Annotated in this window: 44 protein-coding genes; 5 read left to right on the top strand and 39 right to left on the bottom strand. The window is 64.0% G+C overall.

All coding sequences use genetic code 11. The annotated features are described in order from the left end of the window. Positions 1–75: 75 nt before the first annotated feature. From ACVT6V_RS15755 to ACVT6V_RS15620, 28 genes are all read right to left on the bottom strand, one after another. On the bottom strand, positions 76–297 hold the full coding sequence (locus ACVT6V_RS15755; protein WP_489894309.1) for a hypothetical protein: 222 nt from the start codon (positions 295–297) through the stop codon (positions 76–78). After that, positions 297–419, bottom strand: a complete 123-nt coding sequence (locus tag ACVT6V_RS15750) for a hypothetical protein (protein ID WP_489894307.1) — start codon at positions 417–419, stop codon at positions 297–299. Before ACVT6V_RS15750 ends, ACVT6V_RS15755 begins: the two co-directional genes overlap by 1 nt. Continuing rightward, the gene (locus ACVT6V_RS15745) at positions 416–1,906 is read right to left on the bottom strand and encodes a DNA cytosine methyltransferase (protein ID WP_489894305.1); all 1,491 of its coding nucleotides are present in this window, start codon (positions 1,904–1,906) and stop codon (positions 416–418) included. Before ACVT6V_RS15745 ends, ACVT6V_RS15750 begins: the two co-directional genes overlap by 4 nt. 100 nt (positions 1,907–2,006) lie before the next feature. Next, positions 2,007–2,384: a DUF4326 domain-containing protein gene (locus tag ACVT6V_RS15740; protein WP_489894303.1), complete on the bottom strand. Its 378-nt coding sequence runs from the start codon at positions 2,382–2,384 to the stop codon at positions 2,007–2,009. Further along, positions 2,381–3,364, bottom strand: a complete 984-nt coding sequence (locus ACVT6V_RS15735) for a DUF5131 family protein (RefSeq protein WP_489894301.1) — start codon at positions 3,362–3,364, stop codon at positions 2,381–2,383. The genes ACVT6V_RS15740 and ACVT6V_RS15735 overlap by 4 nt, the downstream gene beginning before the upstream one ends. Beyond that, entirely contained in the window at positions 3,361–3,537 is a 177-nt protein-coding gene (locus ACVT6V_RS15730) for a hypothetical protein (protein ID WP_489894298.1), read from the bottom strand. The genes ACVT6V_RS15735 and ACVT6V_RS15730 overlap by 4 nt, the downstream gene beginning before the upstream one ends. A 366-nt stretch (positions 3,538–3,903) precedes the next feature. Then, positions 3,904–4,251: a hypothetical protein gene (locus ACVT6V_RS15725; protein WP_489894296.1), complete on the bottom strand. Its 348-nt coding sequence runs from the start codon at positions 4,249–4,251 to the stop codon at positions 3,904–3,906. Further along, on the bottom strand, positions 4,248–4,451 hold the full coding sequence (locus tag ACVT6V_RS15720; RefSeq protein ID WP_489894294.1) for a hypothetical protein: 204 nt from the start codon (positions 4,449–4,451) through the stop codon (positions 4,248–4,250). Before ACVT6V_RS15720 ends, ACVT6V_RS15725 begins: the two co-directional genes overlap by 4 nt. After that, a complete protein-coding gene (locus ACVT6V_RS15715; protein WP_489894292.1) occupies positions 4,448–5,110 on the bottom strand; it encodes a hypothetical protein in 663 nt (220 codons plus the stop codon). The genes ACVT6V_RS15720 and ACVT6V_RS15715 overlap by 4 nt, the downstream gene beginning before the upstream one ends. Positions 5,111–5,282: 172 nt before the next feature. After that, positions 5,283–5,447, bottom strand: coding sequence for a hypothetical protein (locus tag ACVT6V_RS15710; RefSeq protein ID WP_489894290.1), 165 nt, complete (start codon positions 5,445–5,447; stop codon positions 5,283–5,285). Then, positions 5,440–5,739, bottom strand: a complete 300-nt coding sequence (locus ACVT6V_RS15705; RefSeq protein WP_489894288.1) for a hypothetical protein — start codon at positions 5,737–5,739, stop codon at positions 5,440–5,442. The genes ACVT6V_RS15710 and ACVT6V_RS15705 overlap by 8 nt, the downstream gene beginning before the upstream one ends. A gap of 150 nt (positions 5,740–5,889) precedes the next feature. After that, positions 5,890–6,243 carry a hypothetical protein gene (locus ACVT6V_RS15700; RefSeq protein ID WP_489894286.1) on the bottom strand — a complete coding sequence of 118 codons (354 nt, stop codon included), beginning with the start codon at positions 6,241–6,243 and terminating at the stop codon, positions 5,890–5,892. Then, positions 6,240–6,545 (bottom strand): hypothetical protein, encoded by a 306-nt coding sequence (locus ACVT6V_RS15695; protein WP_489894284.1) that lies wholly within the window; start codon positions 6,543–6,545, stop codon positions 6,240–6,242. Before ACVT6V_RS15695 ends, ACVT6V_RS15700 begins: the two co-directional genes overlap by 4 nt. 53 nt (positions 6,546–6,598) lie before the next feature. Next, a complete protein-coding gene (locus ACVT6V_RS15690) occupies positions 6,599–7,027 on the bottom strand; it encodes a WhiB family transcriptional regulator (protein ID WP_489894282.1) in 429 nt (142 codons plus the stop codon). Positions 7,028–7,149: 122 nt separating this feature from the next. After that, positions 7,150–8,172, bottom strand: a complete 1,023-nt coding sequence (locus tag ACVT6V_RS15685; RefSeq protein WP_489894280.1) for an AAA family ATPase — start codon at positions 8,170–8,172, stop codon at positions 7,150–7,152. Continuing rightward, positions 8,169–8,720 (bottom strand): protein-tyrosine phosphatase family protein, encoded by a 552-nt coding sequence (locus ACVT6V_RS15680; protein WP_489894278.1) that lies wholly within the window; start codon positions 8,718–8,720, stop codon positions 8,169–8,171. The genes ACVT6V_RS15685 and ACVT6V_RS15680 overlap by 4 nt, the downstream gene beginning before the upstream one ends. Then, positions 8,717–8,959, bottom strand: coding sequence for a hypothetical protein (locus ACVT6V_RS15675; RefSeq protein WP_489894276.1), 243 nt, complete (start codon positions 8,957–8,959; stop codon positions 8,717–8,719). The genes ACVT6V_RS15680 and ACVT6V_RS15675 overlap by 4 nt, the downstream gene beginning before the upstream one ends. Next, complete coding sequence (locus tag ACVT6V_RS15670) at positions 8,956–9,222, bottom strand: hypothetical protein (RefSeq protein WP_489894274.1); 267 nt, start codon at positions 9,220–9,222, stop codon at positions 8,956–8,958. Before ACVT6V_RS15670 ends, ACVT6V_RS15675 begins: the two co-directional genes overlap by 4 nt. 160 nt (positions 9,223–9,382) lie before the next feature. After that, positions 9,383–9,625, bottom strand: a complete 243-nt coding sequence (locus ACVT6V_RS15665; protein WP_489894272.1) for a hypothetical protein — start codon at positions 9,623–9,625, stop codon at positions 9,383–9,385. A gap of 82 nt (positions 9,626–9,707) precedes the next feature. Then, positions 9,708–9,968, bottom strand: coding sequence for a hypothetical protein (locus ACVT6V_RS15660; RefSeq protein WP_489894270.1), 261 nt, complete (start codon positions 9,966–9,968; stop codon positions 9,708–9,710). Positions 9,969–10,015: 47 nt separating this feature from the next. Next, positions 10,016–10,687 carry a DUF6197 family protein gene (locus tag ACVT6V_RS15655; RefSeq protein WP_489894268.1) on the bottom strand — a complete coding sequence of 224 codons (672 nt, stop codon included), beginning with the start codon at positions 10,685–10,687 and terminating at the stop codon, positions 10,016–10,018. 191 nt (positions 10,688–10,878) lie between these two features. Beyond that, entirely contained in the window at positions 10,879–11,106 is a 228-nt protein-coding gene (locus tag ACVT6V_RS15650) for a hypothetical protein (protein ID WP_489894266.1), read from the bottom strand. Positions 11,107–11,114: 8 nt separating this feature from the next. Continuing rightward, positions 11,115–11,321 (bottom strand): hypothetical protein, encoded by a 207-nt coding sequence (locus ACVT6V_RS15645; protein ID WP_489894264.1) that lies wholly within the window; start codon positions 11,319–11,321, stop codon positions 11,115–11,117. Next, on the bottom strand, positions 11,318–11,539 hold the full coding sequence (locus ACVT6V_RS15640) for a hypothetical protein (RefSeq protein WP_489894262.1): 222 nt from the start codon (positions 11,537–11,539) through the stop codon (positions 11,318–11,320). Before ACVT6V_RS15640 ends, ACVT6V_RS15645 begins: the two co-directional genes overlap by 4 nt. Continuing rightward, positions 11,536–12,321 (bottom strand): phage antirepressor N-terminal domain-containing protein, encoded by a 786-nt coding sequence (locus ACVT6V_RS15635; RefSeq protein WP_489894260.1) that lies wholly within the window; start codon positions 12,319–12,321, stop codon positions 11,536–11,538. Before ACVT6V_RS15635 ends, ACVT6V_RS15640 begins: the two co-directional genes overlap by 4 nt. A 56-nt stretch (positions 12,322–12,377) precedes the next feature. Continuing rightward, a complete protein-coding gene (locus ACVT6V_RS15630; protein ID WP_489900833.1) occupies positions 12,378–12,584 on the bottom strand; it encodes a DUF7324 family protein in 207 nt (68 codons plus the stop codon). Positions 12,585–12,598: 14 nt separating this feature from the next. Next, a complete protein-coding gene (locus ACVT6V_RS15625; RefSeq protein ID WP_489894258.1) occupies positions 12,599–12,754 on the bottom strand; it encodes a hypothetical protein in 156 nt (51 codons plus the stop codon). A 105-nt stretch (positions 12,755–12,859) separates the two neighbouring features. Then, positions 12,860–13,117 (bottom strand): helix-turn-helix domain-containing protein, encoded by a 258-nt coding sequence (locus tag ACVT6V_RS15620; RefSeq protein WP_489894256.1) that lies wholly within the window; start codon positions 13,115–13,117, stop codon positions 12,860–12,862. A gap of 222 nt (positions 13,118–13,339) precedes the next feature. Here ACVT6V_RS15620 and ACVT6V_RS15615 point away from each other — a divergent pair, with 222 nt between their 5' ends. Next, the gene (locus ACVT6V_RS15615) at positions 13,340–13,960 is read left to right on the top strand and encodes a hypothetical protein (protein WP_489894254.1); all 621 of its coding nucleotides are present in this window, start codon (positions 13,340–13,342) and stop codon (positions 13,958–13,960) included. Positions 13,961–14,271: 311 nt separating this feature from the next. On the opposite strand, the gene ACVT6V_RS15610 is transcribed toward ACVT6V_RS15615, so the two are convergent. The 6 genes from ACVT6V_RS15610 to ACVT6V_RS15585 form a co-directional block, all read right to left on the bottom strand. Then, positions 14,272–15,474, bottom strand: a complete 1,203-nt coding sequence (locus ACVT6V_RS15610; protein ID WP_489894252.1) for a tyrosine-type recombinase/integrase — start codon at positions 15,472–15,474, stop codon at positions 14,272–14,274. Between the two features lie 229 nt (positions 15,475–15,703). Further along, the gene (locus ACVT6V_RS15605) at positions 15,704–15,913 is read right to left on the bottom strand and encodes a hypothetical protein (RefSeq protein WP_489894250.1); all 210 of its coding nucleotides are present in this window, start codon (positions 15,911–15,913) and stop codon (positions 15,704–15,706) included. Continuing rightward, on the bottom strand, positions 15,913–16,146 hold the full coding sequence (locus tag ACVT6V_RS15600) for a hypothetical protein (RefSeq protein ID WP_489894248.1): 234 nt from the start codon (positions 16,144–16,146) through the stop codon (positions 15,913–15,915). The genes ACVT6V_RS15605 and ACVT6V_RS15600 overlap by 1 nt, the downstream gene beginning before the upstream one ends. Before the next feature lie 57 nt (positions 16,147–16,203). After that, positions 16,204–16,845, bottom strand: coding sequence for a hypothetical protein (locus ACVT6V_RS15595; RefSeq protein ID WP_489894246.1), 642 nt, complete (start codon positions 16,843–16,845; stop codon positions 16,204–16,206). Then, the gene (locus ACVT6V_RS15590) at positions 16,842–17,285 is read right to left on the bottom strand and encodes a hypothetical protein (RefSeq protein WP_489894244.1); all 444 of its coding nucleotides are present in this window, start codon (positions 17,283–17,285) and stop codon (positions 16,842–16,844) included. The genes ACVT6V_RS15595 and ACVT6V_RS15590 overlap by 4 nt, the downstream gene beginning before the upstream one ends. Then, the gene (locus ACVT6V_RS15585) at positions 17,272–17,460 is read right to left on the bottom strand and encodes a hypothetical protein (protein ID WP_489894242.1); all 189 of its coding nucleotides are present in this window, start codon (positions 17,458–17,460) and stop codon (positions 17,272–17,274) included. The genes ACVT6V_RS15590 and ACVT6V_RS15585 overlap by 14 nt, the downstream gene beginning before the upstream one ends. Before the next feature lie 336 nt (positions 17,461–17,796). Between ACVT6V_RS15585 and ACVT6V_RS15580 the strand changes: the two genes are divergently transcribed. From ACVT6V_RS15580 to ACVT6V_RS15570, 3 genes are all read left to right on the top strand, one after another. Then, entirely contained in the window at positions 17,797–17,982 is a 186-nt protein-coding gene (locus tag ACVT6V_RS15580) for a hypothetical protein (RefSeq protein ID WP_489894240.1), read from the top strand. Positions 17,983–18,324: 342 nt separating this feature from the next. Beyond that, entirely contained in the window at positions 18,325–19,509 is a 1,185-nt protein-coding gene (locus ACVT6V_RS15575) for a lipase family protein (RefSeq protein ID WP_489900831.1), read from the top strand. Between the two features lie 244 nt (positions 19,510–19,753). Further along, the gene (locus ACVT6V_RS15570; RefSeq protein ID WP_489894238.1) at positions 19,754–20,458 is read left to right on the top strand and encodes a L,D-transpeptidase; all 705 of its coding nucleotides are present in this window, start codon (positions 19,754–19,756) and stop codon (positions 20,456–20,458) included. A gap of 92 nt (positions 20,459–20,550) precedes the next feature. Here the strand turns inward: ACVT6V_RS15570 and sthA are convergent, their stop codons facing one another. The 4 genes from sthA to ACVT6V_RS15550 all read right to left on the bottom strand — a co-directional run bounded on the left by sthA (position 20,551) and on the right by ACVT6V_RS15550 (position 24,519). After that, entirely contained in the window at positions 20,551–22,002 is a 1,452-nt protein-coding gene (gene sthA / locus ACVT6V_RS15565; RefSeq protein WP_489894236.1) for a Si-specific NAD(P)(+) transhydrogenase, read from the bottom strand. 169 nt (positions 22,003–22,171) lie between these two features. Continuing rightward, a complete protein-coding gene (locus ACVT6V_RS15560; protein WP_489894234.1) occupies positions 22,172–23,107 on the bottom strand; it encodes a PE-PPE domain-containing protein in 936 nt (311 codons plus the stop codon). Positions 23,108–23,196: 89 nt separating this feature from the next. Then, positions 23,197–24,015, bottom strand: coding sequence for an Fpg/Nei family DNA glycosylase (locus ACVT6V_RS15555; RefSeq protein ID WP_489894232.1), 819 nt, complete (start codon positions 24,013–24,015; stop codon positions 23,197–23,199). A 30-nt stretch (positions 24,016–24,045) separates the two neighbouring features. Next, positions 24,046–24,519 carry a ribose-5-phosphate isomerase gene (locus tag ACVT6V_RS15550; RefSeq protein ID WP_489894231.1) on the bottom strand — a complete coding sequence of 158 codons (474 nt, stop codon included), beginning with the start codon at positions 24,517–24,519 and terminating at the stop codon, positions 24,046–24,048. Positions 24,520–24,541: 22 nt separating this feature from the next. Between ACVT6V_RS15550 and ACVT6V_RS15545 the strand changes: the two genes are divergently transcribed. After that, complete coding sequence (locus ACVT6V_RS15545; RefSeq protein ID WP_489894230.1) at positions 24,542–25,570, top strand: M48 family metallopeptidase; 1,029 nt, start codon at positions 24,542–24,544, stop codon at positions 25,568–25,570. 43 nt (positions 25,571–25,613) lie between these two features. On the opposite strand, the gene ACVT6V_RS15540 is transcribed toward ACVT6V_RS15545, so the two are convergent. Then, entirely contained in the window at positions 25,614–26,249 is a 636-nt protein-coding gene (locus ACVT6V_RS15540) for a mycothiol-dependent nitroreductase Rv2466c family protein (RefSeq protein ID WP_489894228.1), read from the bottom strand. Between the last annotated feature and the right edge of the window lie 39 nt (positions 26,250–26,288).

Genomic DNA, 26,288 nt, shown 5'->3' with positions numbered 1-26,288 from the left:
CGCATAGTCGTGGCCGCCACGATGATCCGGCGAGGCGGGCACGGCAGCGGGTACAGCGCGGGAACTGTCCGAGCATCAGCGGTCACCGCCCCGGAAGTAGCCGTTCCGGTCGCAGTCCCGGCCGATCGCCAGGGATAGCGCGGCCCGCCAGTCGTCCATGGATGTGCGGAGGTCGGCCAGCACCACGGGATCGCGGCGGGGTGGCAGTCCGGCGCTGCCGTAGCATTCGGCGTCGATGCGGGAGCCGATCGCGCACATGCTGAGGTAGGCGCGGGTGCGAAGCGGGTTGCGGCTCATCACTGCACCTCCCCGGTTTCGTGTTCGCGGCAGTGTCGGGCGACGTCGGCGAGATGTGCTGTCAGGTCGCCGGTCTGCTCGATGCGATGCCCGCACCAGCAGGTCCAGATGTGTGGGTTCACGCAGTCACCCCCAGGCTCTCCGCGACGACACCGATCAGGTCCCGTGCGGCCGGCGGCGTGACCGCGTTGCCCGCCATGCGTACCTGTTCGCGACGGTTGCCGAGGACGACGTAGTCGCCTGGGAAGTCCATCGCGGCGACGATCTCTCGCGGTTCGAGCATCCGGAAGCGGACGTCGTCGATGGCGACGGTTGGGCGGTCGGAGTCGAGCAGTGATTGGTGGCCGGTGGTGGTGATGGTGCGGGCGGGTTCGGCGATTGGGGTGGTCATCTCCGCGCCGCCCTCGTTGTTCCGCATGAGCAGCGCGTGCCGCTCCACCGTCGTGCACGTCGGCAGAGCATCGCCGGTGGTGACGGTGCCGCCGTTGCCGTAGTAGGTGGTGACCAGGCCGTGGTGGTTGCCGGATGCGGTGACGGTGCACAGCGGGTCCGTGACGGGCCGGTGCTTTGATCCGCCGCCGCGCAGCTCGGCGATGAACGCCGGTGTTGCATTCGCCTGAATATTATTGCCGCCGTGCTGTTTTATTACTCCGAATGCAACACCGGTCTCGTTGCGGGTCGTCATCGTCCGCGATGGCGCGCTGACCGGTTGGGCCCGTTTGCCGTCGCGGCCCTCGACCGGGACGAGTAGCGGTGCCCAGTACCGGTCGATCCCTGCCTGTATCCGCTTCATCGTCTTCTCGGCGAGCGGTCGCGCCCGGTCCCCGATCCGCTGACCTTCCAACGTCCAGTCGATGATGTCGGCGGCTGGACGGAACAGCGGTTCGACGATCTGGTTGCGGCACGCCACGTTCGGGCAGCGGTACACGTACTGCGCCCGGTACCGTCCCCATCGCCCGTCGATCTTCTTGAACGACTGCATCGCCCTCACCGGCCCGCAGTCGGGGCACACGGCGTCGGGTCGGGTGACGCGCTCGAGTTCGGGTCGCCGGTTGCCCTTGCGCCAGAACACCACGTACATGCGGTCCCGCGACTGCGGTGCGCCCTGGCCGAAGCCATGCGCGTGCATCGAGTTGAGCATGACAATGTGGTGGTCGTAGCCGAGCGCATCCATCGCCATCAACCACGCCTGGAACGGCACCCAATTGAACGCGTCGACGACATTCTCCACGATCACCGCGTCGTACAGGTGGTGTTCGGCGAACCGGGGAACGTCCCACATGGTCGCCCGGGAACGCTCAGCCGCCGCGTCGGGCAGCACCTCGCCGAACAGGTCCGGTTGCGCGCCTTCCCGTTTCTTCCCTCGGGCCACGCTGTGATTGGTGCACTCGGGTGACGCCCACAGGATGTCGGTGCGTGGGAAGTAGCGCGGCGAGATCTGGGAGAGGTCAGCGCACAGGTGGTCAGCGTCAGGGTGATTCGTATTGTGGGTCTCGACGGCGAGGTCCCAGTGGTTCGAGGCGATCCGGACGGAGATGCCCGGTACCTGGATCGCGCCGGTGCTCGATCCGCCTGCCCCACAGAATAAATCCGTAAGCGTGAGTGTCATCCTGGGTATCCCCCTGATCCCCACATGATGACGATGACGCCCGCCATACCCACCACCACAGCCCCCGCAGCGACACACGCTGTCTGCCATAGCCACCGCCTCATGACGCACCACCGTTCGCGATTTCCAGGAGTACGTCTGCATGGCACGGGGAGTCGATCGGGCACCAGCAGGCGAGGTCGCAGTCTGCGAGCGCTGCGCGGATCTCCGCGATGCTCGGATACGTCCACGCGACATGACCTCGTTTGCCACCAAGGAAACGCCAGTTCGGGAACGACAGCGATCCCTTTCGCGCGAGCACCGCGAAGTCACGGACGACGAGCGTCGCGACCTGGCGGTCATCGAGACTGGGATACTGTCCGCCTACGTCGGACAAGTCGATCGGGTTGCCCCACTTGCTCGGACGTCCGACGTAGATCGCACCCTCCGGCATCCGCCAGCCCTTCGTGCGCTTCCGCTGAATGCGTTGCTGGCTCATGACGCAGCACCACCGGGGTACTGATCCCAGGTGCGGCCGTCGAGTTCGCGGCCGGCGCGGTGCTTACCGACTCGCCGCATTGTGGCGAACGTAGCTGGCACCAGCGCCGCAGCGTGCGGAACGTCGCGGATCTGTATCGAGCCGCCCCCCTCGGCGGGAAAGACGAGATAGTCATTCACGGTGCGGATATCTGGATGATCCGGCTCGACCGGCCGGAACTCGCCCCACTGCTTGAACAGGAATGCGATCGGATCGTCGATGCGCGCCGATGTTTGACACTCGTCGCGCAGATCGCGCGCCCAGTTGGGGTGCATCGGCCGCGCCCCCCGGCCCGATTCGCCGCCGACGATCACCCAGTCGAGTTGCGCGTCATCGCGATCGAGATCCGAGCTGCTGTAGATGCTGATCGGCCCGAGCAGTGGTTCGGCGCTGATGAACCGCACCGCCGCCGGGGTGTCGAGCAGCGCGGGAATCCGGATGTCGGCCCACTTCTGGTTCTCGACCGAGACGCCGAGCCAGACGTTCGGGAGCGGCCACCGGGGCGTGCCGCGGTCAATCCAGCGACGCCAAGCATCACGGTCGTAATCCAATGCGTAGTCGGCCACCGTTTCGCGGAACGCACCCGTGTTCAGCAGGGATTTCGTCCGCGCATGCCGCTTCGTCAGTACCTGGAACGTGTGCCGCTCGGCGAGCGCCATCACGGCGAACACCTGCGCGATGTACTCGTCGGGCACCGAGTCGTGGAACAGGTCAGACATGCTGTTGACGAACACCTTCGCGGGTTTTCGCCATCGCAGTGGCTCGGTCAGCTTGTGGCCCCGAAGCTGGACATCGAACCCGTTGGGGAACGCCGGCCCGCCGCGGAACCGCTCGGCGATCGTCTCGGCGTAGCAGTGGTCGCACCCCGCGCTGACCTTGGTGCACCCGGTGACCGGATTCCAGGTGCGGTCAGTCCACTCGATCGTGGTGCTGTCACTCATGACGCACCACCGTCGAGGATGCGGGCAGAGAGTCGATCCGTGGAGCGGCGACGCTGCTGAACGGCGTAGTCGTCGACCTCGCTCCCGCGCCCTGGTCCTGTCCAGCCGTCCAGGCCGGAAGCGTTGCCGTCGTCCCATGCCTCATCGAGCAACGCGGGCAACTGATCCCGCAACTGCTGGATGATGTCCAGAGCGGCATCACGCTCGGCGACGAGCGTCCGTTGTGCACGAGTGGGTTTGGTGTGCCACTCACAGCCTCGCGCAGGCTCGTCTACGGGACCACCACACCGGCACCTATGCACGTCTTCGTGTCTTGGGGGTCGGTCACATGATCCATATCCGCAATATCTCCACAAACGGTCGCCGGTTGTCCGTGCGAGTGCTTGTCGGGCTTCATACATTGTCACTGCTGTACGCTCCTCGGTGCTCACTTGCCCCTCCTCTCATCCCGCCACTCCTGCACACGCCCGTACACATACAGAGGTGCGTAGAAGGCGATGTCGAAGATGACGGCGGCGGCGCGATCCCGGATGCTGGTGTCAGACATCGGCATCTCCTGACGTGGTGGGGCGGTAGAGGATGGTGGCAGGGAGCGCGATGGCGTTATGGGTGTAGGACGTCTCATCACCGGGCGCCTGCCAGTCGGCATCGCCGTCTGGCCACTTCTCGTAGACGTTGCCGAGGCTGTCGATGAGCGCTGTCTCGACGGGCAGTGCCACTAGATCGGCCACCGTCTCAACAGTGTTGTGGGCGTTGGCGACGGCGACAGCAGCCTCGGCAAGGGCGTACGCGTCTCCGACATTCATGTATCCGCGGGCCTGGTAGCCAACGCCAACGACCTTGCTGAGCAAGACGACAGCGATCTCCTCGGTGAGGTCGTCGGTCATGTCCATGCTCCTTCTTGTGCTCGGGCGAGGGCGATCTCGCGTACGGCCTTGTCCCGCACGTCTGTACGTGCCTGGTCGTCACCCCACGCCCGGGTGTGTTCGTCGATGAGGTCGCGCATCTGCACCCAGACGTTGAGGTCGGCGACCCTGCGGCGTTCCCTGTCAGCCCGCCATGCGGCGAGGTCGTCGGTGTCGCTCATGACTCACCACCGTCACGGAGAAGGCCAGCAGCATGGAGAGCACGAGCACCCTGCTCGAAAGCGTTGACACCCCACGGTGCTCGTGCGTACTCGACGCGGACCACCTCGGTAGCCTTCTCGATCAGCTTCTCGGTGGCGTCGACCTCAGCATGTTCACGCTCGATACGGTCAGCTTGTCCGCGGAGATCCTCCGCCAACACATTCCGCTGACGGGGCCTAGCCCAGGAATTGCCGCCGGGTCTGGCCATTTCAATCATCTCTGCCGCGAACCGCAGATGGTCGGGGTTGGTGGCATCCGGTGTCGGTAGCACGTGATGCCCTCCGTGGTCGCAGCCACAGCACGCCTCAGCCTGCTCCACCTGCGCCCGCAGTTCTGCGATGGTGAAGGCATCTCTCGTCACCTGCTCCTGCAACGCATCCCGCTCAGCCATGAACTCGTCAGCTTTGGCGGACAGGCGATCCAGGGCGGCATCAGCTTCATCCCTACGGACCAACGGAACAGCATCAGCGGGGAGCCGATCGCGGGAGAAGTAACGGTGATCCTTCTGCGGGTCTGCGAACCAATCCCGCTCCAGGTAGGTCGACCCCAGCGTCGGCCCCCAGATGACCGCATTCTGCATCCCGCGGCGATCGCGCAGCCATACTCCGGTATCTTTCATGCTGTCACCTCTCGTGTACCGGCCCGAACCTGCACACCCCGAAAACCGAGAACCAACAGCAGTCCTTCGCATTCACGGGCGGATTCGACACTCTCCGTGCGGTAGTGGTGGAACACACCGTCCTGCAACCACCACACGTAAAACCACTGGGCGACTCTGACGCTCTGACACATCACTCCGACACCTCGCGCACTGGCCCGAAGTCCTCGACTGCCTCGCACTCAGAATGGGACAGCGTCCCCTCACTCCAATTGGCGAGTGCGGCGTCGGAGCTGTCTGCTGTCACGACGTAGACCTCGCGCACTTTGGTGTAGACGGTCACCTCGAACTCAGGCATCGATGCTCACCACCGCCGACTTCAGAACCTGCACACGGCGTCTCGCAGCACGCACCGCATTCGACTTCCTGCCATACGTTTTCGGCGACACAGCCCCCACGGTCCCGCCGTAGTAGTTTCTTTCCTCCCACTGCCATCCCTTGCGGGTCTTGAACACCCGCACCTTGACCGTGGGCGGTGGGGTGATGACACCGCCGCGGGCGAACGCGTGCTCACCGGAATTATTCACTGCCGCCAAGATGTCGGCGGCGCGCTTACGGCCATTCTGTCCCTTTGGGATAATGCTGGTCATTGTTCTGTCTCCTCTGGTTTGGTCCGTGCCACACACGGAATAGCTCTCGTTTCTTTCGTGATCGGGTTGCGGCAAAACCGTTCCACCGCAACACCGCACTCCACACAGTCTTTGAAGATGGCGTCACCGATCAGGTACGCCTCAGGAATGTCACCCGACATCACGGGACTCCTCGAACCCGCCCGAATCATCCAGCCACCGCAACTGGCCCCGCCACACCACCGGCACATCCACCGGATCACCGTTCTGCCGCACCAACCAACCCGAATCCAAAGCCTCCTCACGATGCTCCTCAACCCACAAATGGCAGAGAGCACACACATGCAAACCGTTGGAAGGCATATTCGTTGAGATGCGGCGAGTACCACCCATGCCGCGGGCCCTGCGATGGTGGATGTGCGCTGCCCGGTAAATGCAGATGTCCTTCACCATCACCTCACACATGCCGTCCGACCGGGCAATAATGATGTCCCGAACATGCGGGGGAAATCCGGTGAACCTCACGACGCACGCAACTCGACGAGAAACGCATTCCATTCGCCCGACTGCCGCCGCGACCACCCCCTACCAGAGAACTTCTTTTGCGCGTGACTGAGGTTGCAGCCGATGGTGCGTGCCACCTCAGCGACAGAAGCACCATCATCGAGAAGCCGTTCAGCCAGCAACCACACCTCCTGCGGATAAAACGGTGGACGTTGCTGCGCCACCCCCATCGCTTTGCGATCCCGCTGAACCATGCGCGGATAGATGTTCAACTCTTCGGCTATCTGTGAGGCTGACCAGCCCTTCACTGTCAACTCGGCCACTCGACGGCGCCGGCGAGCCACCGCCTCAGTCCTGCCTTCGCGTACACCCTTCATCACGACGCCGCCTGCTGGTCGAGCTGCGCCAACTTCACCAACTGCCGGCGTTGCTCCGCTGTCACCGACCCCATGAACGACAGACCCGCCCACACACCCCACGGCTTGTGTGAAAGTGCTTCACGGGCACAATCGGCAATGACAGGACAGCCGGTGCAGACTTCGCGGGCTTCCCGCGTCATGGCGTGCATCGACCGGTTGAAACCGTTGTCGTTCAACTCGGGGACGAACACGTCCAGCCCGAACTGCGGGCAGATGGCATCCTCATGCCATGCTCGTTTGATGGGCCGCAAATCGCGGATCGGGGCGACGGGGGCGTGTACTTCTTTCCAGTCTTTGCGGCAGTCCAGGCAGAGGGTTCGGCCTTGCTGGTCGATCGCTGTGTTGCTGCTGGTGCGTTCATGGCCTTTGCGGCACACCTTCTCCATACGCCTTCGGTAGGCGTCTTGGGATCGGATGCGGTTGCAGGTGCGGCATCGTCGCGCTCCGGTGCGCTGATCGATCAGCGTGTTCTCGGGCGTGTAGGGATGGTTGTTGTCGCAGTTGATTCTCATGCTGTCTCCTGTGCTCCGAGTTGATCCGTGAGGAGGGTTTGCGCCGCATCATGCCCAGGCTCTTTGATCGCTTCCGCCCTGGCAGCCAACGCATCCTGCACCGAAGGGCCACCCTCCGGCCCCATCCCCAACACATCCGCGTCCTTCGCCTCACGCCACAACTGGGTGAGTTCGTCCCGAGAATCGGCCTGCCCAACCGACTCCAACAAATCAGCCACCAAATCCTGAACCGATTCGAAAGCCCGCAGATGCGCCGTCAACGGATCGCATTTGAGGACATCGAAGATCAGCCGCTCCAGCGTGAGATCGGGGATGGTGCGGGCTTTGTCCTCGCCTGGACGGATACCGGCATGGACAGAGCGGCAGCCGATGATCTGCGGATGCTCACCCCGCTGCAACCTGATCCACGCCGACGCATCAAACGCCAACGACTTCTGCCCATCCACCTTCCATGTCCGCTTCGAGGTGGGTTGGCCGTTCTCCATCGCCACCTGATCGGCGCCGCGGGCGGTCATGACGACGATGCCGGGGAACCGCATCAGCACACGCATCAACTCTTTGTGGCGGGCGGTGGCAAGGTTCCACAGGTCGGTAGTGATTTGGATTTCCGCTTCAGGGTCACGCTCGAGCGCCTTGCGGTTCTTGTCGCGGCGGCGGGCTTTCCCATCCACCCACTCCTTCAACTGATCCCACTCGGCGGTCATGGAATCAATGACCAACACCACCGGCTTGTCTTTGTTGTCCACAGCGGTTTGTGCGACGTCGCGGGCAGCTTTGATTTGGCCGATGATGTCGGGCCACGATCCGTCGTGTTCGATCAGTTCGTAGTTGGCTCCGGGGATGGCGGCGTATTCGTCGCCGGCACCTTCACCCCAGTCGAGCCATAGGGTGCGGCCTATTTTGGTGGAGGCGGATAGTTCGGCTGCGGCCCACGATTTGCCTGCCTTTTCTCCGCCTTCGATGAGGATGAGTGGCCATGGGACGGCGCCGGACGGTTTGCGGGTTCTGAGCGCGGTCATGCGGACACCTCGCCAGTCAGCAGCCATTCCTCGAACGCCCCGTTGCACAGGCAGGCAGGGGAACGTTTCTCCCGAATCAATGCCACAGCAGAATCGGGTGCCATGCCGTCAAGGATCAGAGCGCGGGCGGCGACCAGACTCGAGCGGTTCAGGACAGCCTGGCAGTGCACCAAAACCGGGCCGGTCAGGCGGCACACGTTCACCCACGCTGCGAGAGCGTCAACCTGCTCGAACCCCTGCTCAAGGCTGTCGTACATGCGGACACTGATAGCGCTGTCAAGGTCATGTTCATGGTCGTAGCGTTCCCACGGGTATAGCGACACCAGATGTTTGATGTGGGGGGGGAGCTTCAGTCCGTCCCGGCATCCGCCCTGCCACAGCCCAGGAAGGATCTCGGAGATGTAGGGGACGTCGAATGGCGTGTTTCCGTGGTAGGCGACCCCATTCATCCGCTGCTCGGTGGGGTCGAAGTCGATGTCGATGCGCGTGGGGTCGCCGCCGTGTAGTGCGCGCATGGCGTCGTCGATGTCGATGTGGATCTCGCTCATGCTGTGGTCTCGATTCGGAAGTCGTGGCCGTCCCGCACAATCCACTCCCCCATACGGGCAGGCACACCATCCACGATGATGACGATGCTGCGGATGCGGCCATCCTCGACACGACACTGCGTGTAGCCGCCACACCACTGCGCCAACGCTTCGGCTTCGGGGAGGGTGAGGTCGGGGTGGAATTGGTATCGGTCGCCGGTGTCGAAGTGGCGGTCCACAATCTCCGGAATTCTTCTCACGACGCCACCTCAGGATTGGTGGCTACAGCGGCCCGCCGCAGCACCACAAGATTCCGGTAGTTCTCGGCGAGCGTGTCCAGGCCGCAATTGGCGACACCCCACACTTCGTGGGTCACACCGAAGGAGATCGCATCCACGCCAGCGTTCTTCACGTCACGATCGATCCGGTCCGCGATGTCGCGCAAGTTCTCGGCGACCACCATCGCCCGCTGTCGAACACGGTCCTCGTAAAACTCGATCAACTTCTCGTCACGGTCGGTCATGCTGTTCTCCGTTGGCAGTAGCAGTAGGGGAATCGGGACTGATGCCCACACAGGTGGCACGTCCAGTCACCGGTCTCGGGTGGGTCGTCGGGGTCCGGGGGAAGGGCACAGTCGTTGGGGCCGGGCAAATCGACCGGGAAGTGGAGGGAACGTTCACGATTCACAGGGCACCGCCGAACCACTTGGCGTCCACCCACTTGATGCGCTGCACGTGCACGAAAGTTCCGAAGTCTCGACGCATGTACAGCCAGCCATCCGCGTCTGGGGTCACGCCACACTTCGCCTCGCGGTCGAGGATGCGGCGACGGTTACCCGCCCCCACTTCGATCCTGCTCAAACTGTGCCAGTCATCAACGCCTTCGCCGTTGTCGAACCCCTCCTCAAGGATTTGGATGAGGCTCATGACGCCTCCCGGAAGGGATGTAGTATGTACGGGCTGGTCCGGATGTGCCAGCAGCCCTGCGGATGCCGATACACGCGGGGTTTCATTCGTTGGCCTCCAACCAGCCGACCAACAACTCCACCGCAACCACCCGCGTCGGAGCACTCACCACGTGATACCGGCGACCCGTCGACCACAACTCGCCGTGATAGCGGCCCGCCCTCCGATGCACCACCACGTCATAGCCGTACCCGGACGCCAACGCCTCCAAGTCATCCCACGCAGAACGTTCCGCCCTTGCATCCCGCATCGCAGCCCACTCCGCAGTCGTTGCGGTGTTCAGGTCGATGACCTTCGCCAACACACGGTCACGGTCACGTTCGTTACGTCTTCTCTCAAGCGACTCCACACTCATGCGCTGGCCCCGTCCTCGGGGTGCAGTGGGCCGAACACGGAAACCCACGGCGCAGCCAGCAGGTCATAGTGATCCTGGGTGTAGCCAGCGGTGCCGATGAGGTCACGGGTGGAAAGCGCCGTCGCCGCATCCCACGCCGCATCCCACGCCGCAGCCCGCGCCGCAGCCCGCGCCGCAGCCCACGCCGCAGCCCACGCCGCAGCCCACGCCGCATCCCGCGCCGCATCCCACGCCGCATCCCACGCCGCATCCCGCGCCGCATCCCACGCCGCATCCCGCGCCGCATCCCGCGCCGCAGCCCACGCCGCAGCCAGATCGACGATCTGATCAGACGTCGCACCTGAAATAGTGCGCACCTGCGCGACGATCTCCCGCCACTGTGGGCCGAATGTGGATTCCAGCTCTATATCAGTGATTTCAGACTGAGCGAGATAGCTGATCACCTCATCGGCGGTTCGACCATGAGCGTCGTTCCAGCTCTCCGCGTGCTCTCGTCGTCGGAACACTTCACGGGCGATGTAACCGTCACCTGGCACTGGTGAACACAGGCGAAGCGCACCAGTCAAACACACCTGCCCCTCACTGTTCTGTTCCGTTCCTTGGGTCCAGCCGTGAGCGCGGATGTAGTCGGCGGCGAGTATGGGCAGGGTGTGAAGTGTGTTGCTCATGCTGTTGCTCGTTTCTGTTGGTAGTAGCGGACGGCGCAAGTCGGTGTGGACCAACCGTTTTCGTCCGCCATGGGAAGCGGGTTCGATCCACGACACAAGATGACCTTCACCCGACCTGTGGGAGGGGTGGATGGCGTTGCGGCAGAGAGGACAACGGCCAGGCAAAGACGCCGGGAAAGACACAGGCTGCATCAGTGGTCCCTGTCGTAGCGGTCGTAACGTTCCCCATCCAACGGCGGAAACACCAACTCGTAACGGTCAGGGCGAACAGGTTTCGGAATCAGAAACGCCACCATGCACAACTCACACAGAGACGTCATCAGCACATACACGAAGAACTCGACCACATCGTGCGGGGGGCGACACAACGACACAATCAGCAACCCCCACACCGGAACCACCAGCAGCAGCCCGTTCACGACGCCCCTCATGACGCACGCCCCGGAACCGCAGCCGGCACATCATCCCACCAACGCAGCAACTCGTCGTAATCCACCAAATACATGGGCTTCGACTGTGTGCCCTTGTTTTTCAAGCTGAGTCGGCCAGCCCGCCACTCGTTACGCAGATGGTCCGGCCCCACACCCACCGCAGCGGCAGCATCCTTCAACGTCAACGCAATCGGTTTCTTCATGACGTGACCTCTCTGTTGGCAAGGGATTCCCGAACATCACCCAGGACCGCGATGAGTTCGTCGAGTTGGGTGATGGTGAGGTGGTGGTCGGTACGGTCATCACCAGGGCCGACGAGAACAGCGCGTGGTCCTTTGGGGCTTTCCCCGGCAGCGACGAACAGCGGTCCGTGTTCGGTGTCGACTTGGGTGATGTGCTCATGCAGCAGAAGATGACTCACTCCGCCACCTGCCCCGCATAATGGCGTGCCCACACCTGATCGAACAGAGCCCGATCAGATTCGGTGTAGGCGTACACCTCACGGGTAGTTCCGTTCGGCAACTCCTGGAACGCCTTACCGGGAGAATCGCCATGCTCGGCGATGTACAAACCCTTCAGCCGCTTCCCAAACCCCGACGCCTTCGCCTGGATCATGTCCGATGCCAAGCCCTTCGACTTCAGATAGTCGGACACATAGAGAGGGATGGTTTGCGGGTCGAGTTCCGGCGCTTCACCGAGTGCGCGGGCCAGAACGATCCGAGCCTTGGCCTCGAGGTGTTTCGGGTCGACGATCCCTTTGAGTGCCTGGATGACGCCGGCTTGGGCTTGGGCTTGCCGGGTGAGTTTGTCGAGTTGGTCTTCGGTGGCGCTCGGGTTGATCGCCCCACCCTCGTGGAAGTAGGCGTCGAGAGCGTCAGCAGCTTCAGCCTGGAAGGCTTCGACGATGGGGCGGGCGCCCTCGGCCACTCGATTGGCGTCGAGGGTGGCCAGCCACATGGTGAAGGTTCGGCGGTCGATCATTGTCGTCTGTTGCGGCCCACCGGACGAAGGGGTCACGATCATCGTGACGGCCGCCCATGACTTGCCTTGGAGTTTCACTCGCTGGGCGTCGAATGCGATACCGATGGCGTCGCAGGCGTGGCGCAGGGAGACGTTCGGCATTCCGTCAACGACGGTTGCCATGATCTGTCTGTCGGTTCCTGGCACCGGGATCGGCACGAGGTCGGTGGTATCGTTGGGCACGAGAAATCCTCTTCTCTGGTTGGCCGTCAGGTGTTCACGCACCTGGCGGCTGTTCTCTATCTGTGGTGGTTTGGTCCCGACGCCACATCCCCTGTGGCGTCGGGTTGCGCAGACTGTGAGAGGGGTGTGGTCTGCGCGCTCTCGCCCTGGCAGCAGCCCGGGCGGGAGTGGTCTGTGAAGGTGGCGGTGAGGGCGCGCACGATTCCGTCTGCCCCGTACCTGCGGGTGAGTCGCCGGTGGGTGGCACGCTCCTCTGGCGTCATGTCCGCGACGTCGCTCACTGTTGCGTCTCCCGGATGCGTTCTGCTGCTTCGCGTTGTGTTTGTGCGTAGGCGGCGAGTTCTTCGGGGTTGGCTGTCCAGCCTTCGCGTATCCATCGGGCTGTGAGGTCGAAGGCTGCGGCCATGCCGTCGAAGTAGTCAGCACCACGCATCACGCCACCGCCTCGAGAGGTCTGCTGTGCAGCCGACGTAGATCAGTCGGTCGGCGCTGTCGAAGATGCGGTACACGTAGCGCGGACCTGGCTTCGCCCGCGTCATCACGCGGCCTTCGACTGGCGCGAATGGCGCCACTCGTACTGGGTGTCGATCTCCCCAGCGGTGATGCCCAGCGCGCTGGCGATGGCGTCGAGCATTTCGACGCTGGCCCCGCGGTGGCCGTTTTCGATCCCGCTGATGGTTCCGCGGATGATCGGCTTCGGGAAGTCGAACTCGCGGTTGATGTGGTCGCAGATGTCCTGGAGCGTTTTGCCGCTGATCTTCCGTGCGGTTCGGATTGTGATGACCGGCGGGGGCACAGACCTTCGCTGATTGCTGTACTTGCCCGCTGATTGTGGGTTGTTTGGGGCCATGCCCCAACCTTAGGGCAAACATCTCCCCATGGCAAGACAATCGAGGGGCAAACATCTATCTAGCTGCTGAACGACATGCGTGTAAGTTTCTGCGCAGCTGAGGCGGCTGGTCGGATGTTTGCTGTACAACACTCGTGTTTGCCGAGTTTTTGCGCCATAGTTGGCGGCATGAACATCGAGCGCTTCGCACGCCTCGTCTACGAACGGCGCACAGAGCTAGGACTGACGCAGCAAGAAGTGGCAGACGCCGGCGGGCCAACCGACACCACGATGACGAAAATCGAGAAGGGGGAGTGGAAGCCTGGGAACCGTCAAACCACGCTGCGGAAGCTGGACGTCGGCCTCCAGTGGGAAGCAGGTAGTGCGCTACGCACATTGAAGGGCGGCGAACCTACCCCGGTCGGATCTCAACCCATCCGGGCGGCGCCACCGCAACGAACAGCACGTATGGGAACCACTGACAAACAACGCCAGTACCAAGACTTTCGCATCGCCGAACTGCCCGTCATCTACCCGTTGTTGTCGCGGGATGGGCAGCTGGAGGTGGCTGAGCATGGGCGGCGAATCTTCAACCACGAATATGAACATCACACCATCGGAGAGATCAATGAGCTACTCGCGCAAGCCAATGATGGTTCGTCCTCGGTCGAGGGAGCATCGGGCGAAACGGGTGAAGGTGAGAAGACCCCGTTAGCGGACGATGCGGAGTCCGGGTTGTTGTCGGCCGTGGAGCGTGCGCGGGCTGGAATCGCGGATGAAGGATTCGAGGAGCAGAGTAAGGGGAGCTAACTCGTCGGTGGTGAGGTGGCGGAAGTCGATGCGGTCGAACGCTGCGGTGCAGCGGTTCCTCCATTCATCGAGTTCTGTGCGGGTGTCTCCCTGACTGTTAACCATTAGGTGTTTCCCCACGCTCGCGGGGGCGTTTCACCCCCGACCGTTAGATTCTGTGCGGCTTGGGATCGTGAATGTGAATCTTGCTTAGCCGCACAGTGAACGTATCTAGCTGGTCCGACAGTTAGTTACCGGAAGTAACACCTTACTGGCGGGGTTAGTGCAAACGGTGGAGTAGCAGTGGGGTTGCAATCAACAGGTGTTGAGTGCTAGGTGAGCATGGCATCCAGCTGGGCGAGTGCGTCTCGTGTCAACGTTTGGTCGACGTGGGCGTAGTTGCGGGCCATCGCGGCGGTTGAGTGCCCCAAGATAGCCATTCGGGTGGCTTCGGGTACCCCGGCGGCTTGGAGGAGGGTGGCGACAGTGTGCCGGGCACTGTGCAGGGTGAGGTCCGGGACGTCCGCAGCTTTGAGGGTGTCGTGCCAGCGTTTCGCATCATCACTCTTGCGATACGGCCTACCCCCTTCGCGGGTCCACACCAGCCCCGATGACACGGTTTGGTGTTGGGCTAGGGCGGCCTGGAGTGGGGCGACCATGGGGACGATGCGGCGTGACCCTTCTGTTTTCGGTGGGATCAGGCAGGCGGTGCGCCACAGGGGGCGGAAGTCGAACCCAGCATCCACAGCGAACATGTCTCGTGTGTACAGCTCATCAGTGGGCCGGCGGTAGCGGTCTTTCAGCCGTAGCCATTGCAACGTCCACGAGTAGTCGACGGTGGATTCTGTGAAGTTCACCCGGTCCCACTCCAAACCCAAGCATTCGGCTTGTCGGGCGCCGGTGAACAACGCTAGGCACCAGCGGGCGGTGAGATCGGCATCGCCGTGCTCCACCAGGTAGGCGAGCAGTTTCTTCACGTCGTCCAGCTCGTGGGAGCCACGCGACGTTCTCACCACTTTGGGGGCGGGGACCCGTTCACATGGGTTGTCCCGCAACAAGCCTTCCCGTTTCGCATCACCCAACGCTTTCGACAGCGTGCGATACGTGTTCAAGCTGGTGCCGGATGCGTGGGAGGCGGTGACGTCGGACAGCATCCGGCGGATGTGTTGGGGTTGGAGTTGGGTGAGTTTCTTCCGGCCGATCGCCGGAACAATATGGGTGTTCACGATGGACCGGTAGGTGACCATGGTGGTGGGTTTCACTTGGGTGGAGATGATGGTGTCCAGCCAGGTGTCCAACCATTGGGCGACGGTGGTGGAGTCGGAGATCGTTTCCAACACCCCGTCCTGGAGGTCGCGTTGCAGCCGCCGCAAATGCTGCACTGCGGTGTTGTAGTCCATCGACGTTTTCTGTTTGCGTTTCATCCGCCCGGCGGCGTCGTACTCGCCGGTGGGGACTGAGGCGATCCACAATCCGTTTTTGCGTTGGCTGAGGGAGCCTTCACCGCGACCTCGCCGCTTCTGAGGCTTCGCCATCAGCCGTTGACCTCGCTATCGCGCCACGACCGTATGTGCGCATCAACCAGGCGATGAGCGTCCGCGAACGAATCCACCCAGCCCACAAAGAAGCCTGCGAAGTCGTACACACACCACTCTCTGCGGCACCCGCGCCCCTGGCTCCTGATTCGATAACGACAAAGCCCTGTCGAAGCGGACTCCGACAGGGCTCGACGCGTATTTGGCGATACCTCTCTACCGTACATGGTCATCGGTCGATGTGCTCCATCATGTCGTGGCAGTGCATCGCGGTGCGGCCAGCCTTGTAGTTGTCGGCCCATCCCTTGGTTGCGAAAGTGACGACGAACTCGATCGCTTGCACGTTCTGGAGGAGTGTTGGCAGTACCCACCGTGTCACCGTGCCGTAGACGCCGCCGCCGAGGATCTGCACCCGGTCTCCTACCTTGAAGTCAGGCATCAAACCCGCCCCAGGAAATCGTACGGTGGCACCGTGAATTTCTCCGGTAATGGGAATGGCGTGAACTCCTCATCGGTCAGGTAGTACTGCTCGTAACACGGATCGGTTGAGTATTTGAAGAACTCGAGTCCGTTGGCGTCAATGACGAGTGCCGGTGCCGGGATGCTGTCGAGTTGAGCGGGCAAAGATCGTGAGGCGTCGGTCTTTGCCCATCGCATGTCGATGTCAGCCATCAGTGTGTTCCTTGCCGGAGGTTGATCGCACCCGGTCCCCCACGTTGAAGTCAGGCATCAGCGCTCCCCCGTGGTGGAGGTGTAGCGATGGCCAAGGCATTGGGAAACTGGGGCTGGACAACCGCAGGGACGGGTATCTCTTGCCGATCCGCCAGCGGCGCCGGATGGGTGCGCACGGGCTTGCTGTAGCCGCCACTCATGCACGCAAGCCATCGCACCCAATGTGAGGTACCCGCGGTTGCAGGCATCCGCGTACACCAGCGCTTCGTCCTGTGAGGGGAAGTACTCGGCGTTGAGCGGGTAGTCGCGCCCGCTGGCGACGTTGATGCTGTACCCGCGGGCTTCCCAGGTGCCGTCGTGGCTGTCGGCGACGCGCACCTCGATGAACGTTTCGGTGGGGTGCGCGTCGCGGCGGTGGTCGGGCCGGAAGTTTCGACACCCTTGGCCGGGGACGACGTGGCAGTCAGGCATCAGCGGCACACCCCACTCGGCTACGTGGTCGGCGTGGGCACGTTCGGCAGCCTCACGGGTTTCGCCGTCGACCTGCCACCCACACTGGCATCGCATCCAGCCCGTGACCGGTCGGCCATCGGTGTAGGTGATGACCACCCCGGCCCCGTAGGCGCCTTGGTTCCATCCGCCGTGGACGGGCTTGTGCTGGAGGATGGGGCCGCCCGCCCGGTCGTTGAACTCGCTCATCGTGTTCCTTTCCGGAGATTGAAGTCGGGCATCATCACGTGCTGCTCCAACCACTCTGTGTGTCCGCCCTCGGGGTACGTGAACCTGACCATCAACCGACCGTTGATCTCTTGGATCTCGAAGCCTGCACCCGGTTCGAGGATCGTGCCGAGTAGTGCCGACCTCTCCGCCTCCAGCTCGCGCACTCGGGCGACGAGAGCAGGAATGTCGGTGCGGGCATGAGCAATAAACTCGGCGTCCGCTTCATCGGCATCGACCCAACCCTCGGTGTGCATCCCGTGCGCCGACAGGACAAGCCCCTCGGGGTCCTGGGCGCTTTCGAGGAACATCCAATCCCACGAGCCGTCGCCGTAAACGTCACGGTGCCACTCCCATGGTCCTTCGGTGGCGGCGTTAGCACGCGCTTCGATGGCAGCTAGGTCAATGTCAGGCATGGCCACGTCCCTTTCGGTTTTGCCGGAGGTTGTCGGGGTGTACGTCGTCGAGTGCGCCGCTATCCCAGCGCACCTTCACGCAGTCTTTGCGGAAGCGGACGATGCGGCAGGGGATGTTGTCGCGTCCGTGGATGCCGACCCATGTTGCGGGTCCGGTACGAAGCCCGAACGTGTCAGTCATCGGTGTCCCTTTCGTCGTCCATTCTCACCCAAGTACACACTACGGTACACACTACGTGGTTCCGTCTGAACCTACGTTATCTGTGCAGGTAGCTAGTTGACCAGTGTGTTTGACAGCGTTTCTACTGGTGTGCATCACAATATACCTAATCTTCCAAACTAGCTACGCGGGTTCGATTCCCGTCACCCGCTCCAGCAGGTCAGAGGCAGTATTGCCTCTGACCTTTTTTCTTGTCCAGAAGGCCGACGACTTCAGCGCACCGTCGCCGGGCCGCGACACATCCGGCCGGCGTGGCACTCACTGTGATCCACACCACTTCGGGCGTAGGCTGGGGTCATGTCTTCCAGCCACACCAAGAGTCAGCGCAAGTGTCCGAGCTGCGGAGCGAATCTCTATGTCCGTAAGGACGTCGCACCGTCGGACGCCGGCCCGGGCCGCGTGGACGTGATGCTGGTCTGCCGCGACGAATCCTGCTCCGAACCGGCACGCCACCTGCGCACCGAGCACCCGCAACCCGCCTGACGAGCCCGGTTTTCGATCATCGACGCGTGCCCGCACGGCACGCGATACACGTGTGGTCGCCCTCGTCGACCATCGCGGGTGCACTCACCCGGCCCAGTGACCGGTGCCTACAGTCACCCCTCGGCCGGGATCGTCTCAGACGCAGCGATTGATTTTCGGCGGGAATCGTCGATGATGGAACCGAATGATGGTCGCCTTGGGGGTCAAGCACCGTCGTGAAAACCGACAGCTCTGCTTGTTTTGGGGGAAATCATGCGCTCGATTCGCTTTGCCGATGGCTCACCACCGACCCGACACCGACGATCACGTCTACTGAAGGGGCTGGTCGCCGCCGGCGCCGCGATGACGGTCCTCGCGGGCGGTGTCGTGGCGGGCACCGGCGAGGCAACCGCCGACAACGTCGCCCTGCCGACGCCGTTACCGGATCATTTCTACGCCGCGCCGCGAAACATCGCGAAGTATGCGCCGGGAGACATCATCGAGGTCCGGGGCAAACCCAATCCGCCGGCGTTCTTCGACGTCCGCACCTACCAGCTCAAGTTCCGTTCATCGGACAGCCAGGGCAAGCCGATCGCCGCGGTCACCACCGTGCTGGTGCCCAACCACAAGAAGGTCAACGGCCCGCTGCTGTCGTTCCAGCACATCATCAACGCCACCGGCCTCGAGTGCGCGCCGTCGCAGGCGCTCTGGACCCAGGACCCGAATCTGATGATTCGCGAGGCCCCCGGCCTCAATGTGGCCCTGCAGCGCGGCTGGACGGTCGCGATCCCGGACCACCTCGGTCCCCGCAGTGCGTACGGCGCGGCCAAGCTGGGCGGGCAGATCACCCTCGACGGGATCCGCGCAGTCCAACGATTCACGCCCGCGCACGTCGCCAAGAGTCGAGTCGGGATGGCCGGCTACTCGGGAGGCGGGATGGCCACCGCGTGGGCGGCGGCACTGGCCCCCACCTATGCGCCTGACCTGAACATCGTCGGCGCCGCCTACGGCGGTGTACCGATGAACCTGATCAAGATGGCCGAGGGCCTCGGCTACAGCACTCCACATCCGGCGTTCGGTCTGGCCTTCGCGGCCGCGATCGGCGTCTCCCGTGAGTACCCGCAGCAGATCCCGATGCTGAAGTACCTCTCACCGCTGGGCTGGCAGATGTACCAGGGCATGCGCAACGCGTGCACCAACGACATCTTGGCGCTCGGCGCCGGACACGACGCCAAGCAGGTCACCATCGGCGGCCGCGCGATCTTCGACAACCCCGCGGCCCGTCGGGTGGTCGAGGAGAACAGCCTGTCGCTGTACAAGGGCCTACCGCGGACACCGATCTTCGAGTGGCACAGCCCGACCGACGTCCTGATCCCGGTCTCGTCGATCGATTACACGTTGAACCGGTACTGCCGGGCCGGACGAAAGGTACAGCGGTTGGCGACACCGTCGCCCGACCATCTCTCGGCCGCAGTGATCGGGCTCCTCCCCGCGTTCGGGTATCTGACCGATCGATTCAACGGACTGCCGGCGCCCAGTAACTGCTGAGTCAAGAGGTCTCGGAGGGGTAACGGGAGCACATCAGACGGGCAACGCGCCGATTGTGACCGTCGTCACAAATGGCGCGTTGCCGGCACCGATCACCACGTGATATGTACCGCGAGTGGATCAATCGACGCCCGTTTGCCATTTGTTCGACTTCCCGGCTTTGGCTCGATGACAACGTTTGTGTAACGATGGTTGAGCGCTCCGGGGGATGCGCTTCAGTACCTCAAACTGCAAAGGTCTCTCTGTGTTGACTTCGAAGCCTTCTCGTCGCCGTCGCGGCGCGACGCGACGCGCGGTGGCCACCGTCATCGGTGTGGCCGCCGTGATGCTGACGCTGCCCATGGCCGCCGGCGCCACACCCGTCACCGTGATCCCCGGGCTCCCCCCGGTCGAGGTCCCCGACGTACCCGGTGCGCCCCAGATCCCCGGGGTGCCATCGACGCCGAAGAGCACCACACCCACGCCGAAGCCGACTCCGTCGACACCGGAGACCCCCAAGGGTCCGGCCATCCCGAATGTGAAGACGTCGACCGGCTGGATCGCTCTCGCCGAGGATGCCACCCACCAGATCACCTGGTGGCACAACGGCAATCAGGTCAAGACGATGCCGATCTCCATGGGATCGAACGAGCATCCGACCCCGAACGGCGTCTACCACACCAAGGAGAAGTACCGCGACATGTACATGGATTCGTCCACGTACGGCGTCCCGGTCGACTCGGCGGAGGGCTACCGCACCTACGTCGAGTACGCCACCCGCATGTCGTGGGACGGTATCTTCATCCACGCCGCACCCTGGTCGGTCGAGCAGCAGGGCCGCAGCAACGTCAGCCACGGCTGCATCAACGTGAGCACCGCGAACGGCAAGTGGGTCTTCGACAACATCCCGCGCGACACGCCGATCGTCGTGCGCGGCACCGTCGGACCGAAGTACGTCCCCGGTAGCTGATCCAGACACCATCGACGGGTCGGGCCCGGACGGTCATCACACCGTCCGGGCCCGACCCGTTTGTCGACCGCGCCGCTCTCCGGGCCGCACGGTCAGCCCAGGACGGCGGTACCCGCGTCGAGGTCGAGCCGATGCCCTTCGGCACGGACCCGGGCGATGGCCCGCATCTTGTTGACGGCGTCGAGTGCGGCCACCTTGTATCCCTCGGCGAGCGTCGGGTAGTTGAACACGGCGTCGACGAGATAGTCCACGGTCCCCGCCAGACCCATCACGGTCTGACCGATGTGGACCAACTCCGCCGCGTTGCTCCCGAACGCGTGGACGCCGAGCACCGTGCGGTTCTCGGCGTGTATCAGCAACTTCAGCAGCCCGTACGAGTCGCCCATGATGGCGCCCCGCGCAAGTTCCCGATAGCGCGCCACCCCCACCTCGAACGGGATGCTCGCCGTGGTGAGCTGGTCCTCGGTCTTCCCCACGAAACTGATCTCCGGGATGGCGTAGATGCCGATCGGCTGCAGGTCCTCGTTGGTGGCCCCGACCGGTTCGTCGAATGCGTGGTAGGCCGCTCTGCGGCCCTGTTCCATCGAGGTCGCCGCCAGCGCCGGAAAACCGATGATGTCGCCCACGGCATAGATGTGCTCGACAGTCGTGCGGAAGTTGTCGTCCACCTTCAGCCGTCCCCGGGCATCGGCGGTCAGCCCGGCGGCCTCCACCTTCAGTTCATCGGACACGCCCTGTCGCCCTGCCGAGTACAGGACCATGTCCGCGGGGATCTTCTTCCCCGACTCGAGGATGGTCAGGGTGCCCGACGGATGGGTCTCGACCGTCTTGACGTGTTCACCGAAGCGGAAAGTGACCCCGCGCTCACGTAACTGATACTGCAGTGCCTCCACGATCTCGCGGTCGCAGAAGTCCAGCATCGTCGGACGCTGCTCGATGACGGTCACCTTGGTCCCCAGCGCCGCGAACATCGACGCGTACTCGATGCCGATGACCCCGGCCCCGACCACCACCATCGACCCGGGCACGCGGTCGACGGACAGGATCTGATCCGAGTCGACGACGGTGGTGCCGTCGAACTCGACGCTCGCCGGTCGCGCGGGCCGTGTGCCGACCGCGATCACGAAATGGTCGGCGCTGATGTGCTTGAGGTCGCCGGTCGCGTCCTCGATCGCGATCCCGTGTGAATCGACGAAGTGCGCGCTGCCGATGAACATCGCGACGTTGTTGCGGGCCAACTGATTCTGGATGACATCGATCTCTTTGCCCACCACGTGCATCGTGCGGGCGGACAGGTCGCTGACCGTGATGTCCGATTTCAACCGATACGACTGTCCGTAGAGCTCACGCTGATTGAGGCCGGTCAGATAGAGAACAGCCTCACGGAGCGTCTTGGACGGGATCGTGCCGGTGTTGATGCAGACGCCGCCGACCATATGGCGGCGCTCGATGATCGCCGCGCGTTTGCCCAGCTTCGCTGCTGCGATCGCCGCCTTCTGTCCGGCCGGACCGGAGCCGATGACGACGAGGTCGAAATGATCCACGATGATGTCTCCACTCGATCGGACGAGACGGGCGCACACGCGCACCCATGGATCAGTTTCACCCGCGCGGATCGTCCCCGGGCCCGCAGAAGCAGACTGTTAGACGGGATTTAACACCCACGAATCAAACGGCGAGTCGGTGGAGCGGCATCGGACAGAATCCGCGGTGTCAGGCGGCGATCCCGGCATCCGTGGCAAGCACCGAACAACCGATCGGCGAGAAGGTCGCTCGCACCTGCAGCCATCGTGCGAGGGCCTCACAGCCGGTCGTGTCGGGGTCGGTCGCCGACGTTCGGCGATACGGCTCACGACTGTAGGAGGTGTGACGTCCGCCCCGCCGATTGCGCACCACCACACCGCCCCAGGTGAGGCGGTCGGGTAGGTAGCCGACGACCTCTCGCACCGCCGTGGACAACCGTCGGAAATCGCGCCACATCTGGGCAGGTCCGGGCGAGGTTCGGTGCGCATTCTGAAACCTGTTGTTCCGCAGCATGTTCCACAGCTGCGCACACCAGTCGCGCAGCCGCCCCAACGCCAGCGCCGCGGTGAGGTCGGCGACGTCACGGATGAAGGAATCAGCGGTCGCATTGCAGATCATGTCCTCCGGGGCACCCACCCAACAGGTCGCGACCTCCGGCGGCAGAGCACAGCCCGGTCCGGCCACGCCCCAGCCCGTGCAGCCCGGTACGGCCCCCGGGGGCTGATGCGGATCGGCGACGAAACCTGCCGCGAGCACTCGGTCGACCACGGGGTCGCCTACGGCGTGCAATTCATGCAACGCCGTTCGGATCACCACCGCACCTTGCGAATAGCCGATCAACGCCACCGGACCGGCCGTCTGCGACAGGGCATTCCGGACGGCGTCGACGCCGATGTCCAGACTCTCGCGGTAGCTCATCCCATCGATGCGCGGTGCCGGTCCATAGCTGGCGGGGTATCCGACCCAGCGGCAATCGAAGCGCTCGTCCAAGTGCACGGTGACGGCGCGTAGCAGCCCGGTGACCTCGGTCCGCCGGTCACCCGGGTATGACTCCCCCGTCCCGCCGACGACGACCAACGAGACGCGTGGATGGTCGACGGATCGGATCTCTGCACTCTCGGTCATGTCCCCATGGTGGTCGGACCGTGTGTGAATTGCAGGTCATCCGGCTGAGTGTTGCCTGTGATCGACCTGTGACCCCGGTCACTTCGGGGTCAATGCTGACATCCCGGACACCAGTACAGGTTTCGCCCCTCCATGTCGGCGATGTGCACAGTGGTCCCGCAGATGCGGCACGGTTCGCTCGCGCGTCGGTAGACATACGTCCGGGGACGATCCGGGGCATAGGAGGCCGCGCCGTGGTCATCTCCGGGTCGGACGACGTGGATGCGGCCCCGGCGGACGCCGACCCGCATGAGTGCGCGCAAGTCGTCCCAGATCTCCTCGACCGAGTCGGAGGGCAACGACCGACCCTCCCGGTACGGATCTATTCGCGCGCGGAACAGGACCTCGGCGCGGTAGACGTTGCCGATCCCGGCGATCACCCGTTGATCCATCAGCAGTGCGCCGATGGGCCGGCGCGAACGCCTGATCGCCGCGAACGCGCGGGTGGGTTGCGCGTCCGGGCGCAGTGGGTCGGGGCCCAGCCGCGCGACGAGTTCGTCGAGGTCGGCAGGCGTGTACAACTCGCATGCCGTCGGCCCACGCAGATCGGTGCCGATGTCCGGGCCCTCGATCCGGAGCCGGACCTGCCCGACCGGCTGCTCCATGGGCGAGGGCGACTCGCTGAAGGCGCCATAGAGACCGAGGTGGACGTGGATCATCTGGCGACCGCTCCGGCCCGTGCTGTCCGGACTCCGGAAATGTTGGATCAGGTGTTTGCCCCAGGCCTCGGCCTTCGCGAACACCATGCCGTCGACCGCGGCGGCGCCGTCGGCGAACCGTCCTTGCGGACTCGTGACGTGCACCGACTGCCCCGCGAACACGCGTTGTTGCCGGCGCGCCAACCGGTGCAGGGTGTGACCTTCGGGCATGACCGACCGCGGACCCTACGTCGATCTGGGTCAGTTGTCGGGGACGGGTGGCGCCTCGCCGGTGCGCTCGTACTCGGCGAGGATGTCGATACGGCGCTGGTGGCGTGCTTCGTCCGACCACGGTGTCGAGATGAAGGCATCCACGATGGCCAGAGCCTCCTCGGGGGTGTGCATCCGTCCGCCGATACCGATGAGCTGCGCGTTGTTGTGCTGACGCGCCAACTGCGCGGTCTCGACACTCCACGCGAGTGCGCACCGGGCACCGGGCACCTTGTTGGCCGCGATCTGCTCGCCGTTTCCACTGCCACCCAAGACGATTCCCAGACTTCCGGGGTCGGCGACGGTCCGGCGGGCGGCTTCGATGCAGAAGGCGGGATAGTCGTCGAGCGCGTCATACACATGCGCACCGCAATCGACGACCTCGTGGCCCGAGGCCTTCACATGGTCAGCGATGGTGTTCTTCAATTCGAATCCGGCATGGTCGGCACCGAGGTAGACACGCATGGCGCCACTATAGATTGGTCGTGTGGACGCTCAATCGCCGATACCCAATGTTCCCGGGGTCGCCGACGCCCTGTCCGGCACCGGCGACCATCATCCGCCGCGGTCCGACGCGCCCCCGCCGGATGCGTTCTGGCTGCCGCCCGCGCAGTACGCGGTACGTCCACGTCTGCACCCGTGGGAGATCCCGATGCTCGTACTGGTCGTGGCGGTCACGCTGCTCGGGTACCTGGCGATCGTCCTCCTGGTGGTCCTGGGCGAGTTCAGCGACTACTTCCTCGCCCTGCTGGCCGCGCCGCTGATCCTGCTGTTCATCCGAGGGCTGACCTATGCGCGTCCCAGGGTGAACGGCGTGCAGATGACACCTACCCAGTTCGCCGAGGGATACCGGATGGTGGTGGAGGCCGCCGCACGGTACGGGCTCGAGTACGTCCCGGACGCCTACGTCATCCTCGGCAACGGGATGGTCAACGCTTTCGCGTCGGGGCATGGTTTTCGCCGCTATGTCGTCGTCTATTCGGACCTGTTCGAAGTCGGGGGGCGCGCCCGCGACCCCGCGGCACTGGAGTTCGTGATCGGCCACGAGGTCGGCCATATCGCGGCCGGACATGTCTCCTATTGGCGACAACTGGCCACCGTCGTCGGGATGAACATCCCGTTCATCGGCGCAGCACTCTCACGGGCGCAGGAGTACACGGCCGACAACTACGGCTACTACACCCGACCCAATGGGATCCCCGGTGTGATCGGTGTGCTGTCGGCGGGCAAGTACATGCTCTCGGCCGTCGACTTCGATCAATTCGCCGACCGCGCCACCCACGAGCACGGTTTCTTCACGTGGGCCGTCAACGCGCTCGCCTCCCATCCCGTGCTGACCTGGCGGGCGGCGGCACTGCGGGACCGCACCCGCGCCGGCGCGATGCTGTTCCGTCCTCGCACGATCGTGCGAGGGGTGGGCAGCGGCAACGTGGTCGCCGTCACCCCTCCCCCGCACCCGGCGGCAGTTGCTCCGGGGTCGCTACCGAACGGCCTGGAGATGCCGCCGAAGCTCTGAGCAGCCCGCGCCACTGCGACGCGGCCTGGACGCACGTGTCCGCTCAGTCGAACTCCGGCGCCTCATCGCGCGTGCGCTTGAGCTCGAAGAAGTGCGGGTAGGACGCGAGCGCAACCGCTCCGTCCCACACCGTGCCCGCCGTCTCACCGCGCGGAATGCGCGAGAGCACCGGCCCGAAGAAGGCGACGCCGTTGACGTGGATGGTCGGCGTGCCGACGTCGTCGCCGACCTTGTCCATGCCCTCGTGATGGCTGGCACGGATCCAGTCGTCGCGCTCCTCGGAGTTGGCGGCGTCTGCCAGCGTCGCGTCGAGTCCGAGCTCGGCCAGTGACTCGGTGATGACCTGTCCCAGGTCCGTGATGCCCTTGTTGTGAATGCGGGTCCCCATCGCGGTGTAGATGGGCGCGAGGATCTCGTCACCGTGCTCGGCGACCGCGGCCGCGATCACTCGGACCGGCCCCCATGCGTCCTTGAGCTTCTCCCGGTAGGCGTCCGGAATGTCCTTGCCCTCGTTGAGCACGGCAAGGCTCATCAGGTGGAAGTTCACGTCGATCTGACGAACCTGCTCGGCCTCGAGGATCCATCGGGAGGTGATCCAGCACCAGGGGCACAACGGGTCGTACCAGAAATCGACCCGATCCCGTTGCTGCTGATCGCCTGCCTGCGCTTCTGCTGCCATCGACCTGACCTTTCGGCTGATTGTCACGCGTTCGTTCTT

The organism is Gordonia sp. LMA167 (assembly GCF_058130025.1).
This window is presented reverse-complemented; position numbering and strand designations above follow the sequence as displayed.